General features: G+C 74.7%; 12 protein-coding genes. 8 read left to right on the plus strand and 4 right to left on the minus strand.

Annotated features, from left to right (window positions below):
- Positions 1-89: 89 nt before the first annotated feature.
- From ACFVXH_RS03755 to ACFVXH_RS03765, 3 genes are all read right to left on the minus strand, one after another.
- Positions 90-3,680, minus strand: coding sequence for a hypothetical protein (locus tag ACFVXH_RS03755; protein WP_387819989.1), 3,591 nt, complete (start codon positions 3,678-3,680; stop codon positions 90-92).
- A 318-nt stretch (positions 3,681-3,998) separates the two neighbouring features.
- Positions 3,999-6,116, minus strand: coding sequence for a bifunctional diguanylate cyclase/phosphodiesterase (locus tag ACFVXH_RS03760; RefSeq protein ID WP_079272470.1), 2,118 nt, complete (start codon positions 6,114-6,116; stop codon positions 3,999-4,001).
- 139 nt (positions 6,117-6,255) lie between these two features.
- Positions 6,256-7,062, minus strand: coding sequence for an SAM-dependent methyltransferase (locus tag ACFVXH_RS03765; RefSeq protein WP_074004343.1), 807 nt, complete (start codon positions 7,060-7,062; stop codon positions 6,256-6,258).
- Between the two features lie 248 nt (positions 7,063-7,310).
- On the opposite strand from ACFVXH_RS03765, the gene ACFVXH_RS03770 reads away from it, so the two are divergent.
- From ACFVXH_RS03770 to ACFVXH_RS03800, 7 genes are all read left to right on the plus strand, one after another.
- Positions 7,311-7,811: an SRPBCC family protein gene (locus tag ACFVXH_RS03770; protein WP_387819991.1), complete on the plus strand. Its 501-nt coding sequence runs from the start codon at positions 7,311-7,313 to the stop codon at positions 7,809-7,811.
- Between the two features lie 50 nt (positions 7,812-7,861).
- On the plus strand, positions 7,862-9,109 hold the full coding sequence (locus ACFVXH_RS03775; RefSeq protein WP_387819993.1) for an aminotransferase class I/II-fold pyridoxal phosphate-dependent enzyme: 1,248 nt from the start codon (positions 7,862-7,864) through the stop codon (positions 9,107-9,109).
- A gap of 273 nt (positions 9,110-9,382) precedes the next feature.
- Complete coding sequence (egtA, locus tag ACFVXH_RS03780; RefSeq protein WP_241853032.1) at positions 9,383-10,663, plus strand: ergothioneine biosynthesis glutamate--cysteine ligase EgtA; 1,281 nt, start codon at positions 9,383-9,385, stop codon at positions 10,661-10,663.
- Positions 10,660-12,066 (plus strand): ergothioneine biosynthesis protein EgtB, encoded by a 1,407-nt coding sequence (gene egtB / locus ACFVXH_RS03785; RefSeq protein ID WP_387819996.1) that lies wholly within the window; start codon positions 10,660-10,662, stop codon positions 12,064-12,066. Before egtA ends, egtB begins: the two co-directional genes overlap by 4 nt.
- On the plus strand, positions 12,066-12,815 hold the full coding sequence (gene egtC / locus ACFVXH_RS03790) for an ergothioneine biosynthesis protein EgtC (RefSeq protein ID WP_387819998.1): 750 nt from the start codon (positions 12,066-12,068) through the stop codon (positions 12,813-12,815). The genes egtB and egtC overlap by 1 nt, the downstream gene beginning before the upstream one ends.
- Positions 12,816-12,859: 44 nt before the next feature.
- A complete protein-coding gene (gene egtD, locus ACFVXH_RS03795; RefSeq protein WP_074004338.1) occupies positions 12,860-13,831 on the plus strand; it encodes an L-histidine N(alpha)-methyltransferase in 972 nt (323 codons plus the stop codon).
- A 141-nt stretch (positions 13,832-13,972) separates the two neighbouring features.
- Positions 13,973-15,400, plus strand: a complete 1,428-nt coding sequence (locus ACFVXH_RS03800; RefSeq protein ID WP_117492743.1) for a sugar porter family MFS transporter — start codon at positions 13,973-13,975, stop codon at positions 15,398-15,400.
- Positions 15,401-15,507: 107 nt separating this feature from the next.
- Here ACFVXH_RS03800 and ACFVXH_RS03805 read toward each other — a convergent pair whose 3' ends face one another.
- A complete protein-coding gene (locus ACFVXH_RS03805; RefSeq protein ID WP_387820000.1) occupies positions 15,508-16,179 on the minus strand; it encodes a TetR/AcrR family transcriptional regulator in 672 nt (223 codons plus the stop codon).
- A gap of 173 nt (positions 16,180-16,352) precedes the next feature.
- On the opposite strand from ACFVXH_RS03805, the gene ACFVXH_RS03810 reads away from it, so the two are divergent.
- Positions 16,353-17,516: an acyl-CoA dehydrogenase family protein gene (locus tag ACFVXH_RS03810; protein ID WP_117492588.1), complete on the plus strand. Its 1,164-nt coding sequence runs from the start codon at positions 16,353-16,355 to the stop codon at positions 17,514-17,516.

Genomic DNA, 17,516 nt, shown 5'->3' on the forward strand with positions numbered 1-17,516 from the left:
TGACAGATTTCAAAATCTGTCAGCTGTCATCTGTTATCTGTTCGCTGTTATCTGTTCGCCGTGATCTGTCAGCCGTCAGCCGTTCGCTGTCACCCGCGCCCCGCGCGCCCCCGGACCGTCCGCAGCACCCCGTACGCCGCCAACGGCAGCGCCACCAGCAGCGCGGCCCAGAAGGCCCCGTGCCCCCACAGCCCGGCGATCGCCCGGAACAGCCCCTCGAACACCGGGATCCGCAGCGCCTCGACCGGGCCCAGCGGCCCCGGCCAGGCGCCCAGGAACAGCGTGGCCGGGACCCAGAGCACGAACAGCCCCTTGGCGGTGGCCGGCGTCCCGAGGGTGCTGACCAGCGACACCACCGCCAGCAGCAGGACGAACCCGGCCTGGTAGTCCGCACCGCCCTGCCCCGTCCCCCAGGAGTCGGGCGTCGGGTGCGCCCCGGTGGCCGCCAGCCGGACCTCGACCGCCGCCCACAGCAGCAGCACCAGCACCGCCGTCGTCCCGAGCGCGAACCGCAGCCGGTCGCGCGCACCGGCGCCGCCCGTCCGCCACCGCCCGGACGGCGCGCCCCCCGCCCGCTCGGCGGTGGCTGCCCCGGACGGCCCCGCGCCCCGCACGCCCCGCACACCCCGCACGCCCCGCTCCCGCCAGGCCTCCCGGGCCTGCCGTCGGGCCTCCTGAGCCGGCTTCAGCAGCCGGTTGGCGGCCCGCTCGATCAGGACGAGCGAGACGACGGTCGCCACCACGGCCGCGATGCCGGCCCAACTCCCCATCCCGCCCTCGAACACCACGACCCGGTCGGCCACCGACGGCGGCGTCTCCAGCACCGTCATCGGCGGTCCGAGCCGCAGGTAGCCGATGGCGAGGGCTCCGGCGCCGGTCAGCAGCGCCGTGCCGATGCCCACCCGGGCGGGGAAGAAGGCGATCACGGCGGCCGCGACGAGCCCCGCGCCGAGCTGTCCGGCCACCTGCCGGGCCGCGTGCTCGCCGGCGTTCCGCAGGGGGCCGCCGAAGGCGCCGGCGGGCGAGAGGTCGAGCTTCTCCCCCGCCTCGACCGGGTAGCGGAGCACCGCACCCGCCCACAGCAGCAGCCCGAAGGCGAGGAGCAGCAGCAGGACCGCCCCGGCCCGGCGCGGCAGCGCGGTACGGGCGTGCGGCCACCAGGCCGCCAGCTGCTCCCGCCGGTCCTCCCAGCCCGTCGGCGGCCGGCGGCGCCGGTTGAGCCAGAGCCGGGCCACCCGTCCCTCCTGTCGCACCCCGGCCTCCGGTTCGGGCCGCTCGGGCCGTCCCCGGCCGCGCCGCCGCAGTGCCTCCGCCGCGACCAGGGCCGCCCGTCCGGCCGGCTGCGCCGGGTCGGCGCTCACCGCCCGACGGCGCAGCGCGGACCAGTGGCGCCGCACCACGTCCCGGGGAGTGGCCGCCGCCGGATCGGGCGCCGGTCTGCGGGCCACGGTCCGTACGGCGGTGCGGGCGCCCGCGCCCACGGCCAGCGCGCCGTCCACCACCGAGGCGGCCACCGCGGCGGCGAGCTCCGAGACCCGCTCGGGCAGCGGCAGTCGGTGCAGTGCGGCGGGCAGCGGCGAGAGCCGGCCGAGCAGCCGCGCGCGTTCCTCGGGCCGGATGCTCAGCCAGACCGCCTGCCGGTGCGCCTCCTCGCGTTCCTCCGGGCTGAGCCCGTCGCCGCCGCGTCGGCCGCCGCCGACGGTGCGGGCCAGCCGGTCCACCTCGGCCAGCACCTCCGGCAGTGCGGCCAGCGCTAGCAGCCGCGAGCAGTGCTCGCCGGCGCACTCGGGGTGGAAGCAGTCGTAGCGGGCGACCACGGCCGGCACCCCGCCCCGGACGAGTTCGTCGATCAGCTCGGCGCCGTCCGGTGCGGTGACGACGCGTTCCAGCCCGGTGGTGTCGATCGGCCGGTCGCGGTAGTGGGGGACGGCGCCCGGGACGAAGGCGGCCCCCAGGGCGAGCACCGCCACCGCGGCCACGGACTCGCGCCGGGAGCCGGGCGCCTTGGCCACGTCGGAGAGGTAGTGCAGGTCGAAGACGGTGTCCTCGACCTCGTCCCGCAGCCAGTCGCGCACCCGTTCCGCTCCCCCGGTGGCCAGCCAGCGGGCCGCCGCGCCGGAGTTCTTGAGCAGCGCCTCGGTGAGCCGGACCGGGTCGGTGAACGGGTTGCCGAGGAAGGTGACCGGCCGGTGGGCCCTGGCCTGCGCCTGCGGTCGGCGGCGGATCACCTCGGGGGTACCGCCGGCCAGCCAGCTGCGGACCTGCGGGGCGGTCCAACGGTCCTCCGGCATCTTCGTGAACAGCCCCTGGAGGAGCAGCAGTTGGCGCGGGTCGCGGACGGCGCTGAGGTCGACCTCCTCGCCCATGACCAGTTCCAGCTCCAGCTCCTGGTCGTCCGGGCGCTCGCCGTCCGCGCCGACGAAGCGGGGGCGGCCGACGAACAGTTCGTACAGCACGTTGCCGAGCCCCCACCAGGGCCCGGCCTGGTGGTTCTTGCCGGCCAGCTGCTCGGGGGCCATGTAGGCGACGGTGACCATCATCGCGGAGGTGAACCGGCGGCTGTCGGTGAGCCGGTCGACGCCGCCGAAGTCGGCGATCACGAACTCCCCGGACCCGCTGCCGGGGCGCACCAGGATGTTGGCGGGCTTGAAGTCCAGCGGGTTGCGCTGGATCCGCTGCTGCCAGAAGTCGAGCAGGGCGACCAGCTCGTAGACGATCTGCTCGGTGGTCCGCCGGTCGCCGTGCCCGCCCGACCGCCACAGCCCGGCGACGTGGGCGGCGAGGGTGACCGGCAGGTACTCCATGGCCACCCAGTCGACCTGGGCGCCGTGGTGGCGGACCCGGCCGAAGTCGATCAGCTGCGGGACGTGCCGGCGGAAGCCGTCGTGGCCCAGGTGGGAGAGCAGGTCGTGGTCCATCGGCTGGCCCGCGACGGCCACCTTGACGGCCGCGTCACCGCCGCCGTCGGTGCGCCGGACGTACCAGACGGTGCCCTCGGAACCGGCTCCGGCCCGACCCAGCGGGATGAAGCGGCTCCGCAGGGCGTCCGGGAAGACGCCCTCGAACGGACCGCCGGTGTCCGGGGCCCCGCCGAACCCGTCCTCGGGGCCGGCCGGGCTCCCGCCCGCACTCCCGCCGCCGCCTCCCCCGGCCGGGGCGGGGCCGCCGGGCCCGATGCCGTCCTGCCAGGAGGACGAGCCGGCCCCCGAGCCCGACCGGGGCCGGACGACCTCGGTCACCGCCTCCGAATCGGCACCAGGCGCACGTCCCGAGTGCCCCGAGTCCCCCGAACTGCCCGAGCCCTTCGGCCGGTTCGGCCGGAGCTCGGTCGGGGCGTGCGGGTCGAACCTCGGCCCGGTGTCCGGCCTGCGGCGGGTGGCCGCCTCCGGGTCGTACCGCGGCTCGTTGCCGGACACCCGACGCGTCGCGGCCTCCGGATCGAAGCGCGGCGGGGCGGCGGGCACCCGACGGGTCGCGGCCTGCGGGTCCACCCGGGCCCGCGGGGTCGCGCCGAGCCGGGACGACCGGTCCGGGGCGTCCTCGGAGGCACGCCAGCGCCCCCGCGACCACCGCTCCACCCTGCTCCCCGGCGGATTCCCCGGCTCGGCTCCGGCGGCCGACCGGGGCCTCGGCCCGCGCCGACCGCCCTCGGCCGGGTCCGCGTCCTCCGTCGTGCCCATGCGACGCTCCCCTCCCCCGCAGCCCGGACCGGCGCGGGGCCGTGACCATGGGCGCACCGGTTCCGGGGTGGATTGTGACGCGTCATCATCCCTCATGGCGGGCGCGGGTGTCGGCCGCTTTCGCGGATCAGGACCGACCCATCGCAGGACCGGTACGCAAGCGCGATCCCCGACGGGGAACCGGCCGCTGTCGACGCCTCGGCCGGCACTGCCCGTACGGCGGTCGGGCCGGCACCGCGACCGCCGGAGCGGAGCAGGACCGGGCGGGAACGGACCGGCCCCCGAGCGGAACTCGAGCCGGCGTCCAGCCGGCCCGCCTCAGCGCTCCTCGACCGGGCGCCCCAGCGGTTCCTCCACGATCCGCCGGGCGATCTCCTCGGGCCGCACCGGGCGCCCGAAGTGCCAGCCCTGCGCCCAGTCGCAGCCCATGGTCCGCAGCCGTTCGGCGTCCCGGTGGGTCTCCACGCCCTCGGCGGTGACGTTCAGCCCGAGCGCGTGCGCCATCGACACCAGTCCGCTGACGATCCGCCACCCGGTGGACTCGTCCTTCCCCGGTTCGTGCAGGTCGCCGACGAAGGAGCCGGCGATCTTCAGCCCGGAGACCGGCAGGTCGCGCAGGTAGGCGAGGTTGGACCAGCCGGTGCCGAAGTCGTCCACGGCCAGCGACACCCCGAGGTCGACCAGCCCGTGCAGGGTGCGCAGCGCCTCGTCCTCGGGCCCGACCACGGTCGACTCGGTGATCTCCAGCTGCAACCGGGCCGGGTCCAGGCCGGTGCTGTCGAGGATCCGGGCGAGGTCGGTGACCAGGGCGGCACTGCGGGCCTGCCGGACCGCCAGGTTGACGTTGAGCTGCGGGGCGGCGTCGCCGTACCGCTTGATCCAGTCCGCGGCCTGGCCGCAGGCCTGCTCCAGCACCCAGCGGCCGAGCGGCATGATCAGCCCGGTCTCCTCGGCGGTGGTGACGAACTCGTCCGGGCCGAGCACGCCGAGCTGCGGGTGGCGCCAGCGCACCAGCGCCTCCACGGCGGCCAGCCGGCCGTCCGCGAGGCGGTAGAGCGGCTGGTAGTCGATGAAGAACTCGCCGCGGTCGAGGGCCGCCGGCATCCGCACCGACACCGCGTAGCGGCTGACCGCCCGGGCGTTCTCCTTGGGGTCGAAGAGCGTCCAGCGGCCGCGGCCGGCCTCCTTGGCGCGGTACAGGGTGAGGTCGGCGGCCCGGACGGCGGCGCCCGGGGTGGTGGTGGACACCCGCCGCTCCAGCACGCCGACGCTGGCGCCGACGGCGAGCTTGTGGTCGCCGATCAGCACCGGCCCGGCCAGCGCCTTGAGCACGGTCTTCGCGGCGGCCACCGCCTCCTGCTCGCCCCGGCACTTCTCCAGCAGGACGACGAACTCGTCGCCACCGAGCCGGGCCACCAGGTGGCCGAGCGGGGTGAGGGCGGCCTTCAGCCGGGCGGCGACGGCGGCCAGCAGCTGGTCGCCCATGTCGTGGCCGAGGCTGTCGTTGACCACCTTGAAACCGTCGAGGTCGACGTAGCAGAGGCCGAAGCGGGCGCCCGGCTCGGGCTCCTCGAACAGCTTCTCCAGCCGCTCGAAGAAGGCCGCGCGGTTGGGCAGGCCGGTGAGCGGGTCGTGGGTGGCCTGGTGGCGCAGCCGCTCCTGGAGCCGGTAGCGGTCGGTGACGTCCTCCAGCATCGCGACCTGGTACTGCGGGATGCCGTCGTCGTCGCGGATCAGCGAGACGGTCAGGTGGGTCCAGATCACCTCGCCGTCCTGGCGGTAGTACGGCTTGTCGAACTGGAAGTAGTCCCGCTTGCCGCTGATCAGCTCCTCGTACGCCTCCCACACGCCGGGGGTGTCCTCGGGGTGCACCAGGTCGCCGACCCGGCGGCCGATCATGTCCTCCGGGCCCGCGCCGAACAGCTCCTGGAGGGCCTTATTGACCGCCATGATGTTGCCGTCGGTGTCACCGATGCCGATGCCGATGGCGGCGCTCTCGAACAGCGCCCGGAACCGGGCCTCGGAGGCGCGCAGCGCCCGCTCGGCCTCCTTGCGGGCGCTGTCGGCGGCGGTGCGGATCGCCTCCTGCTCGGTCAGCGTGCGCTCGCGCAGGGCGGCCGCCCAGCCGGCCGCGAAGGCGCCGGTCAGGGCCGGGCCGCGGTCGTCCTGGACGGGCTGCGCCTGGAGCAGCTCGACCGCCCGCGCCAGCAGCACCGGGTCGGTGAAGTGCGCGTCGACCAGGTCGGCGCCGGCCTGCGCGGCCAGCCGCGGCTCGAACGGCTCGTCCTCCTGGGCGCGGTGCAGCAGCGCGGCGGTGCGCGCGACCAGCCGGCCGAGCAGGCCGGGGTGGACGGCGGTGCCGTGGTCGGCGGAGAGCAGCCGGGCCCACTCCTCGTGGAACCGCTCCGCGTTGCCGCGCACCGGGGTGGTACTCATCTGCTGAACCTGGTTCCTCTGGTGTACGCGCCGGTTCCGGCGGGCCCGGCAGGCCTTGCGGGCCGAGCGGGCCGGGCAGGCCTCGCGACGGCCGCCGCGCGGGGCGTGCGGCCGTCGGTGCCTCGTCCGTCGCGTCCGCTCAAGGGCGGATCCCCACGCCCGCCACCCCGGCGATCCGCTCGGGGTGCTCACCGACCGTACCCGGCTGGTCCGGACGCCACAGCGGCAGGTGCACCACGCCCGGCTCGACCAGCTCGAAGCCGGAGAACATCGCGGTGATCTGCTCGTGGGTGCGCATGGTCAGCGGGGTCGGCGTCCGCTGGTAGAGCTTCTGGTGGTCCTCGGCCTGGTCGGGGCGGCTCTCCAGGGCGGCGTGCGAGAGCACCAGCGCGCTGCCGGGCGGGAGGGCGTCGCGGATCGTTCCGATCAGCCGCCACGGGTCGTCCTCGTCGCCGACGAAGTGCGCGACGGCGACCAGCAGCACGGCCACGGGCTCGCCGGCCGCCAGCAGCTCGGTGACCTCGGGGCGGGCCAGCAGGTCGTCGACGTCGCGCAGGTCGGCCTGGGCGACGGCGCAGTCGTGGTCGTCCTCCAGCAGCAGGCGGCTGTGCGCGACGGCGACCGGGTCGCGGTCCACGTAGACGACCTTGGCCTCGGGGCGGATCGCCCGGGCGATCTCGTGCACGGCGCCGAAGGTCGGGATGCCGGAGCCGATGTCCAGGAAGCGGGTGACGCCCTGCTCGGCGAGGAAGGTCACGGCGCGGCGCAGGAAGGCGCGGTTGGAGCGCATGATCTGCGGCAGCTCCGGCCACATGGCGATCGCCTTGCGGGCCATCTCCCGGTCGACCTCGAAGTTGTGCGAGCCCCCCAGGTAGTAGTCGTAGACCCGCGCGGCGTTCGGTTTGTCCAGGTCCGTACCCTCCGGTACCCAGCTCGGTCGCCGCATGCCTGTGACTCCTTCACTCCGGTTTCTGGGGTCGCAGCGCCCAAGGGATGCTGCCGTGACTGATGAGACTACAAGCACAGAAGATCCTCCCCCGCACCCCGAACGGGTGCAAGCGGAGTGCCTCCTTCCTCCCGGACGGGCGCTTCCGGAAGATTCACCTCCGGTTACCGGCCGTGCCACGGACCAACTCGGCAACGGTCCAACGGCGTTCACCCCTCGGAGCGACCGGCCCGGACTAGGGTGGGGCCGTGGACCCCAACCACTACCGATTCCGGGGCGTCTGGCGGCTCGCGGCTCCGGCGACCGCCGTGTACGCGGCCCTCGAGGACGTGCGGAGCTATCCGCTGTGGTGGCCGGAGATCCGCGAGGTCCGAGCGACCGGCGAGGACTCCGGGGACGTGGTGGTGCGCGCGCTGCTGCCGTACCGGTTGGTGATCGGCCTGGCGGCGAGGCGGCGCGACCCGGCCGCCGGGGTGCTGGAGGTGGCCATGCGGGGCGACCTGGCCGGGTGGTCGCGGTTCACGGTGACGCCGGACCTGGCGGGCGGGGCGGGCGGACCGCGCGGGGCCCGCGGGCCGGGCGGTCCGGGCAGCCGGGTGCTGTTCGAGGAGGAGACCCGGCCCGGCAAGCCCCTGCTGCGCCGGCTCGCCCTGCCGCTGCACCCGCTGTTCCGGGCCAACCACGCGGTGATGATGCGCCGTGGGCGGCGGGGGCTCGCGGCGTACCTGGCGGGGGCGGCGGCGGGGTGACGGGCGTCGAGCGGGGTGCCGGGCGTCGGAGGACGGATGGCGGCGAACAGATGACAGACGACAACTTTCAGCGAACAGATGACAGCTTTCGAAATCTGTCATCTGTTCGCGACACCCTCGGCCCCGCGCCCACCGACGTCCCCGCCCCCGGCTTCGGCTTCGACGCCCCCTTCGACCGCACCGGCACCGGCAGCAGCAAGTGGGCCCGCGCGGACGCCCCGGGAACGATCGCGATGGGCCTCGCCGACATGGACCTGCCCGGACCGCCCGCCGTCGCCGAGGCGCTGGAGCGGCGCGCCCGGCACCGCGCGTACGGCTACACGGTCTGCGACCCGGCCGGCCGCGCGCTGGTGGCCGACTGGTACCGCACCCGGCACGGCGCCGCGGTCGACCCGGACTGGGTCCTGTTGCTGCCCTGCGGCCCGCGCACCGCGCTGCGCGTCCTCCTGGAGACCGTACGGCCGCAGGCCCCCGTCCTCTTCCCCACTCCCGAGTGGGGCGGCTTCGCCCAGCTCTGCCGCGCGGCCGGCCTCCCGTACCGCGAGCTGCCGCTGCACCCGGCGCACCCAGGGCCTCCGCACCCGGGCCCGAGCGGCTACCGGCTCCCGTCGGGCCCGCTCCCCCGCCCCGTCGGCGCCGTACTGCTGAGCAACCCGCACAACCCCTCCGGCACGGTGTGGCCGGCCGACGCCGTGCGCGCGCTCGCCGCCCGGGCGGCCGAGAGCGGTGCGCTGCTGGTCTCGGACGAGGTGCACGGCGACCTCACCCACCCCGACCGCACCCACCCCGTCGCCGTCACCACCGCCGACCCGGCGCACCGGCCCCTCGTCGTCACCCTCAACTCCGTCGGCAAGACCTTCAACTGCTCCGGCATCCCCAGCAGTTTCGCCCTCGTCCCCGACCCCGGGCTGCGCGCCCGGTTCACCGAGGCGCTGGCCGGCTACGGCCTCTGGGAGGGCGGCCTGCTGGAGCAGACCGTGCAGCAGGCGGCGCTGCGCGAGGGCGGGCCCTGGCTGGACGCGCTGCTCGCCCACCTGGCCGCCGCCCGCACCCGGCTGACCGACCGGCTCGGGCCCGCCGTCCGCTCCACCCCGCGGGCCTCCTACCTGCTCTGGCTGGACGCCGCCGCGCTCGGCCTGCCGCCCGCCGACGCCCGCCGGGCGCTGCTGGAGCGCTGCGGTCTGGAGGCCTCCGACGGCGCCGACTTCGGGCCCGGCGGCCGGGGTTCGCTGCGCCTGAACTACGCCCTGCCGGGGCCGGTGCTGGCGACAGTCCTGGAGCGGCTGGAGCGCCTGTGACCCCGGCACGTGCCCCGACCGGGTGCGGGCCGCTCCCTGCCCGCCGATCGGCCTGACAGCCCCGAACTCACCCGTTCGCCACAGCCCTGACCTGCGAAAAAGAACGTTCACACGATTTTTGCGGGGCATCCCCGCATGCTCCGTAGCAGACTGGGCAAGGTAGACCGGGCCGCAATCGTGATCCCGAGGATGGTGAGTCCGGTGATACCGGTATCCCGCACCACTCCGCCCGACCGGCAGAGCACGCCAACACCCCCGCCGGGGGTGACCCCGTTGACCGAATCGGGGGCGCGCAGCCACGTGTCGGGCGTCTGCTTCAAGATCGGACCGCCCCGTCTGGTGGGGGTGGAGGTCGAATGGTTCGTCCATGACGATCGATGTCCGTCCCGCCCCGTACGGCCGGAACTGCTCCACGCCGCACTGGAGTCGCTGCCACTCGGCGGACCGGACGGCGTCTCCCTCCCCTCCGGTTCGCGCCTCACGCTCGAACCCGGCGGACAGGTCGAGCTCAGCTCCCCGCCCGCCACCGGCCTCCTGGCCTGCGTCGAGGACACCCGACGCGATCTGACCGCCCTGCGGGCCGCCTTCGCGGCACAGGGCCTGCGACTCACCGGCACCGGGACGGACCCGTACGCCCGCCCCCGACGGATGGTGCTGGACCACCCCCGCTACCTCGCGATGGAGCGCTTCTTCGACTCCGCCGGGCCCTGGGGCCGCATCATGATGACCGGCACCGCGTCGGTGCAGGTCTGCCTGGACGCCGGCGAGGCGGACGGGCCGCACGCGGTGGAGCGCCGCTGGCGACTGGCCCACCGGCTGGGCCCGGTGCTGGTCGCCGCATTCGCCAACTCCCCTACACTGGACGGTAGTTCGACCGGCCATCGGTCCACCCGGCAGGCCGTGTGGTCCCGGATGGACCCGACCCGCACGCTCGCCCCGGAGCCGGACCACGGCGACCCGCGCGAGGCCTGGGCACAGTACGTGCTGGATGCCCAAGTCCTGTGCGTACGAAGGCCCGAGGGCCTGCCCTGGACGGCCCCGACCGGGCTGACCTTCCGCGACTGGATCCGCGGCGCGGGCGAACGCCCGCCCACGCTCGACGACTTGGACTACCACCGCACCACCCTCTTCCCACCGGTGCGCCCGCGCGGCCACCTGGAGCTGCGGATGATCGACGCCCAGCCCGGGGACGGCTGGGTGGTGGTCGCCGCACTGGTCACCGCCCTGCTGGACGACCCGGTGGCCGCCGATGCCGCGCTGGCCGCGCTGGAGCCGCTGGAACGCACCGACGGTCCGCGCCCGCCGCGCAGCGAGGTCTGGCGCCGGGCCGCCACCCTGGCCATGGCCGACCCGGAGCTGCGCCGGGCCACCCTCACCTGCTTCGCCGCCGCCGACGCCGCACTGGGCCGCCTGCCCGGCGCCGGTCAACTGCGCACCGTCGTCGCCGAGTTCGCCGAGCGCTACCCCGCGCGCGGCCGCTGCCCGGCCGACGACCAGCTGGACGCCCTGCGCTCCGGCACCCGACCCGCTCCCCCGGAGGAGGCCGCACCATGACCGACGTCCGACCCCACGGGGGCACCGAGGCGGCCGGCCCGGACCGCAGCACCGGCCCGACCGCCGCCACCGCCACCCCTGACGCCGCCGCCACCGGCACCGAGGCGCTGCGCGAGAGCATCGCCACCGAGCTGCTGGCCGCCCGCGCCCGCACCGCCGCGCTGACCGACTGCGTCGGGGACGGCGACCTCACCGCCCAGCACTCCCCGCTGATGTCCCCGCTGGTCTGGGACCTCGCGCACATCGGCAACCAGGAGGAACTCTGGCTGCTGCGCAACGTCGGCGGCCGCGACCCGATGCACCCCGAGATCGATCCGCTCTACGACGCCTTCCAGCACCCCCGCGCCGAGCGCCCCAGCCTGCCGCTGCTGCCGCCCGCCGAGGCCCGCGCCTACGCCCACGAGGTGCGCGGCCGGGTGCTGGACCTGCTGGCGGCGAGCCCGCTGGAGGGCGCGCCGCTGCTGGACGCCGGGTTCGCGTTCGGGATGATCGCCCAGCACGAGCAGCAGCACGACGAGACGATGCTGATCACCCACCAGCTCCGCCAGGGCGAGCCGGCCCTGGCCGCCCCACCGCCACCGCCCGCGCCCGCCGACGCGGCCGCCCTGCCCGCCGAAGTCCTGATCCCCGCGGGCCCGTTCACCATGGGGACGGACACCGAGCCGTGGGCGCTGGACAACGAGCGCCCGGCGCACACCGTCGACCTGCCGGCCTTCCTGCTGGACACCACCCCGGTCACCAACGCCGCCTACCAGCGGTTCATCGCGGACGGCGGCTACGACGACCCGCGCTGGTGGACGCCGGAGGGCTGGGAGCACCGCCGCCGCGCCGACCTGACCGCCCCGCTGTTCTGGCGCCACCAGGACGGCCAGTGGCTCCGCCGGCGCTTTGGCACGGTGGCGCCGGTCGAGCCGGACGAGCCCGTCCTGCACGTCAGTTGGTACGAGGCGGACGCGTACGCCCGGTGGGCCGGCCGGCGGCTGCCGACCGAGGCCGAGTGGGAGAAGGCGGCCCGGCACGACCCGGCCACCGGCCGCTCCCGCCGCTACCCCTGGGGCGACGGCCCGCCCGGCCCCGAGCACGCCAACCTCGGCCAGCGCCACCTACGCCCGGCCGGGGCGGGCAGCTACCCGAAGGGCCGGTCCCCGTACGGGGTGGGCCAGTTGATCGGCGACGTGTGGGAGTGGACGGCCAGCGACTTCCGCCCCTACCCGGGCTTCCGGGCCTGGCCGTACCGGGAGTACTCGGAGGTGTTCTTCGGCCCCGAGCACAAGGTGCTGCGCGGTGGCTGCTTCGCGGTGGCGCCGGTCGCCTGCCGGGGCACCTTCCGCAACTGGGACTACCCGGTCCGGCGGCAGATCTTCGCCGGGTTCCGCACCGCCCGCGACCTGGAGGCGGACTGATGTGCCGTCACATCGCCTACCTGGGCGAGCCGGTGGCACCCCGGGAGCTGCTGGTGCACCCGCCGTACGGGCTGTACCGGCAGTCCTGGGCGCCCCGGGTCCAGCAGTGCGGCACGGTCAACGCGGACGGCTTCGGCCTCGGCTGGTACGCGGCCGGCGACGAGGTGCCCGCCCGCTACCGCCGGACCGGGCCGATCTGGGCGGACGAGGCCTTCGCCGACCTCGCCCGGGTGGTCCGCACCCGGGCGCTGCTGGCCGCCGTCCGGTCCGCCACCGAGGGCTGCGCGCCGGGCGAGGGCGCGGCCGCGCCGTTCGCCGCCGAGCGCTGGCTGTTCAGCCACAACGGCGCGGTGGCCGGCTGGCCCGGCAAGCTGGACGCGCTGGCCGCCCTGCTGCCCCCGGCCGAACTGCTGGACCTGGAGGCGCGCACCGACTCGGCGCTGCTGTGGGCGCTCACCCTGCACCGGCTGCGGGACGGCGCCGGGCCGGGCGAGGCCCTGGCGGGCACCGTCGCGGACGTCACCGCGCACACCACCGGGCGGCTCAACCTGCTGCTCACCGACGGCGCCTCGATCGCCGCGACCACCTGGGGCGACACCCTGTACCACCGCACCCTGCCGGGCCTCGGCACGGTGGTGGCCTCCGAACCGTACGACGACGCGCCGGGCTGGACGTCCGTCCCCGACGGTTCGCTGCTGCTGGCGGACTCGCGCGGCGTCACCGTACGCCGCCTTCCCGGCCGCGACTGATCCCCACTCTTCCTTCACCTTCTGAACAGAGGAACCACCCTGTCATGGACACCTTCGAACTCACCCGACTGCTGCCCGCCGACCACTTCAGCACCGCGCTGCGCCACGACGTGCAGCACGGACTGACCGCGCGGCCCAAGTGGCTGCCGCCGAAGTGGTTCTACGACGCGCGGGGCAGCGAGCTGTTCGAGGAGATCACCCGGCTGCCCGAGTACTACCCGACCCGGGCGGAGCGGGCCATCCTGACCGCCCGGGCCGGCGAGATCGCCGCCGCCACCGGGGCCCGCACCCTGGTGGAGCTGGGCTCCGGCTCCTCCGAGAAGACCCGGCTGCTGCTGGACGCCCTGCGCGCGCTCGGCACCCTGGAGACGTACGTCCCGGTGGACGTCAGCGAGAGCGCGCTGACCGCGGCCGGCGCCGCCATCTCCGCCGAGTACCCCGGGCTCGCGGTGCACGGCGTGCTCGCCGACTTCACCGCCGGGCTCGGCCTGCCCCCGGAGGGCGGCCCGCGCCTGGTCGCCTTCCTCGGCGGCACCCTCGGCAACCTGCTGCCCCTTGAGCGCGCGGCCTTCCTGCACGGCCTGCGCACCGCCCTCGACCCGGGCGACTTCCTGCTGCTCGGCACCGACCTGGTCAAGGACCCGGCGGTGCTGGTCGCCGCCTACGACGACTCCGCCGGGGTGACCGCCGAGTTCAACCGGAACGTGCTCAACGTGCTCAACCGCGAGCTGGGCGCCGACTTCGACCCGGACGCCTTCGAGCACGTCGCGCTCTGGGACGCCGAGCAGGAGTGGATCGAGATGCGGCTGCGCTCGCTGCGCGCGCAGTCCGTGAAGATCCCGGCCCTGGACCTGCCGGTGCACTTCGCCCGGGGCGAGGAGCTGCGCACCGAGGTGTCGGCGAAGTTCCGCCGGGAGCGGGTGGCCGGGGAACTGGCGGCGGCCGGGCTGCGGCTGAGCCACTGGTGGACCGACCCAGAGGGCCGGTTCGGGCTCTCGCTCGCCTCGCCGGCCTGACCGCCACTCCCGGACGGCCCAATTTGCTTGTTCACCTTACGAATTCTCAGAGCGAAACTTGAGGTTCCCGGTGTACAAGACTTAAACGAATAGGGGTTACGATCTCGGCTACCGAGCTCAGCGTTGAGTACCAGGAGTCAGATCGTGAGCGTCACCCAGAAGCCCTCCGGGGCGGTCGAGGCCCCCGCGCCCGGCCGCCTCGGCTTCGTCGTCTTCATCACCGCGGCAGCGGCCCTCGGCGGCTTCCTGTTCGGCTACGACAGCTCCGTGATCAACGGCGCCGTCTCCGGCATCCAGGAGAAGTTCGGCGTCGGCAGCGGCGTGACCGGTCTGATCGTCTCCTCGGCGCTGCTGGGCTCGGCGGTCGGCGCCGCGGTCGCCGGACGGTTCGCCGACCGGTACGGCCGCATCAAGGTCATGAAGGCGGGCGCCCTGCTGTTCGCGATCAGCGCGGTCGGCTCGATGCTGCCGTTCTCCGCCTGGGACCTCGCCCTCTGGCGCGTCCTCGGCGGCGCGGCCATCGGCATCGCCTCGGTGATCGCCCCGACCTACATCGCCGAGGTCGCGCCGACCAAGTACCGGGGCCGGCTGGCCTCCTTCCAGCAGGCCGCGATCGTGCTCGGCATCGCGATATCCCAGCTGGTCAACTGGGTGCTGGCGCAGGCGGCCGGCGGCGACACCCGCGGCCAGCTGCTCGGCCTGGAGGCCTGGCAGTGGATGCTCGGCATCTGCGTCGTCCCGGCCGCGGTCTACTTCGTGCTCGCCTCGGTGATCCCCGAGTCCCCGCGCTACCTGATCCAGGCCGAGCGCCTGGACGACGCCCGCAAGGTGCTCGCCGAGGTCGAGGGCGAGGGCGTGGACACCGACGCCCGGATCGCCGAGGTCCAGGCGCTGATCGCCTCCGACCACCGCCCGCGCTTCCGCGACCTGCTCGGCGGCCGCTTCGGCCTGCTCCCGATCGTCTGGGTCGGCATCGGCCTGTCGGTCTTCCAGCAGCTGGTCGGCATCAACGTGATCTTCTACTACTCGTCGATCCTGTGGCAGTCGGTCGGCATCGACCAGGGCAACTCGCTGCTGATCAGCTTCGTCGGCTCGGTGATCAACATCCTCGGCACCGTGATCGCGATCGTGCTGGTCGACCGGGTCGGCCGCAAGCCGCTCGCCCTGATCGGCTCGGCCGGCATGGCGGTCGCGCTCGGCACCGCCGGCTGGGCCTTCTCCTCGGCCACCGGCAGCGGGGACAACCTCACCCTGCCCGACCTCCAGGGCACCGTCGCGCTGGTCGCCGCCAACGCCTTCGTGCTGTTCTTCGCGATGTCCTGGGGCGTCGTCGTCTGGGTGATGCTCGGCGAGATGTTCCCGAACCGGATCCGCGCCGCCGCGCTCTCCGTCGCCGCCTCCGCGCAGTGGATCGCGAACTGGGTGATCACCGTCTCGTTCCCGTCCATGTCGCGCTGGAACCTGTCGGCGACTTACCTGATCTACGCCGCCTTCGCGGCGCTCTCCATCCTCTTCGTGGCGAAGTTCATGAAGGAGACCAAGGGCGTCCGGCTGGAGGACATGGGCTGATCCGCCCGTCGGCCCGCCGACCTCTCGGCCCCCGTACCCCCGGCGCGATCAGCGCGGGGTGCGGGGGCCGAATCGTTTCCGCTCGACCGGGCCCCTCCAGCCTCGTCTCAGGGCCGCTCGGCGAGCCGGGCGTAGCGCAGGGCGAGCCCGTCGAGCAGCGCCTCCAACCCGGTCTCGAAGGCGCCCTCGTCCACCGTCCCGCGGTGCCCGGCCAGCCGGTGCGCCTCACCGAGGTGCGGGTAGTCGGCCGCGTCGTAGACCTCGGCGTCGGCGGGGAAGCCGGCCGCGAAGGAGGCGAGCGCCGAGCCGGTGACGAAGTAGCGCATCAACGCGCCGATCCTGGTCGCCTGGCCGCGCGGCCACCCGGACTCGACCAGGTGGCCGAAGACGGCGTCGGCCAGCCGCAGGGCGTTCGGCCGGCGCCCGGGGCCCTGGGCGAGCACCGGGACGATGTTGGGGTGGGCGGCCAGCGCGGCCCGGTAGGAGCGGGCCCAGTCGCGCAGCGCCTCCGGCCAGGAGCCCCCACCGGCCGCGACGACTCCGGCGGCCCCGGCGGTGCCGAACATCGACAGGTCGACCTCGCCGATGACGCTGTCCACCACCGCGTCCAGCAGCTCGTCCTTGGTGGCGAAGTGGTTGTAGAGCGAGGGCCCGCTGACCGACAGCTCGCTGGCGAGCCGGCGGGTGGAGAGGGCGTCCAGCCCCTCGTCGTCGATCAGCCGCAGGGCGGCGGCGACGATGCGCTCGCGGCTGAGCAGCGGGGTGCGTGGACGGGCCATCGCGGCGGGTGCCTCCGGTTCCTCCGGTCGGGTGTGCTGGGGACCGATTCTGGCAGGTGCCCCTTCCCAGCGCGGGCGGGGCGGGGCTACAGTCCCCCCATAAAACTTGCAGCGCTAGTTTAATGGGTCCGGCCCTGGGGTCGGGGCCCTGGACACCGGATTCGGGAGCCGCCGTGAACCTGGAGTTGTCCGAGGAGCAGAGCGCCGTCCGGGACCTCGCCGCCTCCTTCACCGACCGCGAGGTCGTGCCGCACGCCGCCGAGTGGGACCGCGCCGAGTCCGTCGACCGCGCGATCATCGGCAAGCTGGCGAAGGTCGGCTTCCTCGGGCTGACCATCCCGGAGGAGTACGGCGGCAGCGGCGGCGACCACCTGGCGTACTGCCTGGTCCTGGAGGAACTCGGGCGCGGCGACTCGGCCGTGCGCGGGATCGTCTCGGTCTCGCTCGGCCTGGTCGGCAAGTCGGTCAACGCCTTCGGCACCGAGGAGCAGAAGCGGCACTGGCTGCCCCGGCTCACCTCGGGCGAGGCGCTCGCCTGCTTCGCGCTCACCGAGCCGGGCACCGGATCGGACGCCGCCAACCTCACCACCCGCGCCGTCCGGGACGGCGGGGACTGGCTGATCAGCGGCGCCAAGACCTTCATCACCAACGGCACCTGGGCCGACGTCGCCCTGGTCTTCGCCCGCACCGGCGGCGACGCGCCCGAACAGCGGGGCCACCGGGGCATCACCGCCTTCCTGGTCCCCACCGACCTGCCCGGCTTCACCCGCACCGAGATCCACGGCAAGCTCGGCCTGCGCGGCCAGGCCACCGCCGGCCTCTCCTTCGAGGACGTCCGGGTGCCGGACAGCGCCCGGCTCGGCGAGGTCGGCAAGGGGTTCACGGTGGCGATGGCCGCGCTGGCCAAGGGCCGGATGTCGGTGGCGGCCGGCTGCGTCGGCATCGCCCGGGCCTGCCTGGAGACCGCCGTCCGCTACGCGGGCGAGCGCGAACAGTTCGGCAAGCCGATCGCCTCGCACCAGCTCGTCCAGGAGCTGCTGGCCGGCATCGCCGTCGACGTCGAGGCGGCCCGGCTGCTCACCTGGAAGGTCGCCGACCACATCGACCGCGGCCTGCCGTTCGCCACCGAGTCCTCCGTCGCCAAGCTGTACGCCAGCGAGGCCGCCGTCCGGGCCGCCAACAACGCGCTCCAGGTCTTCGGCGGCTACGGGTTCATCGACGAGTACCCCGTCGGCAAGTACCTGCGCGACGCGCGGGTGATGACGCTCTACGAGGGCACCAGCCAGATCCACCAGCTGCTCATCGGACGCGCCCTGACCGGCGTCAACGCCTTCTGA

The organism is Kitasatospora sp. NPDC058184, assembly GCF_042883725.1.
Taxonomy (GTDB): domain Bacteria; phylum Actinomycetota; class Actinomycetes; order Streptomycetales; family Streptomycetaceae; genus Kitasatospora.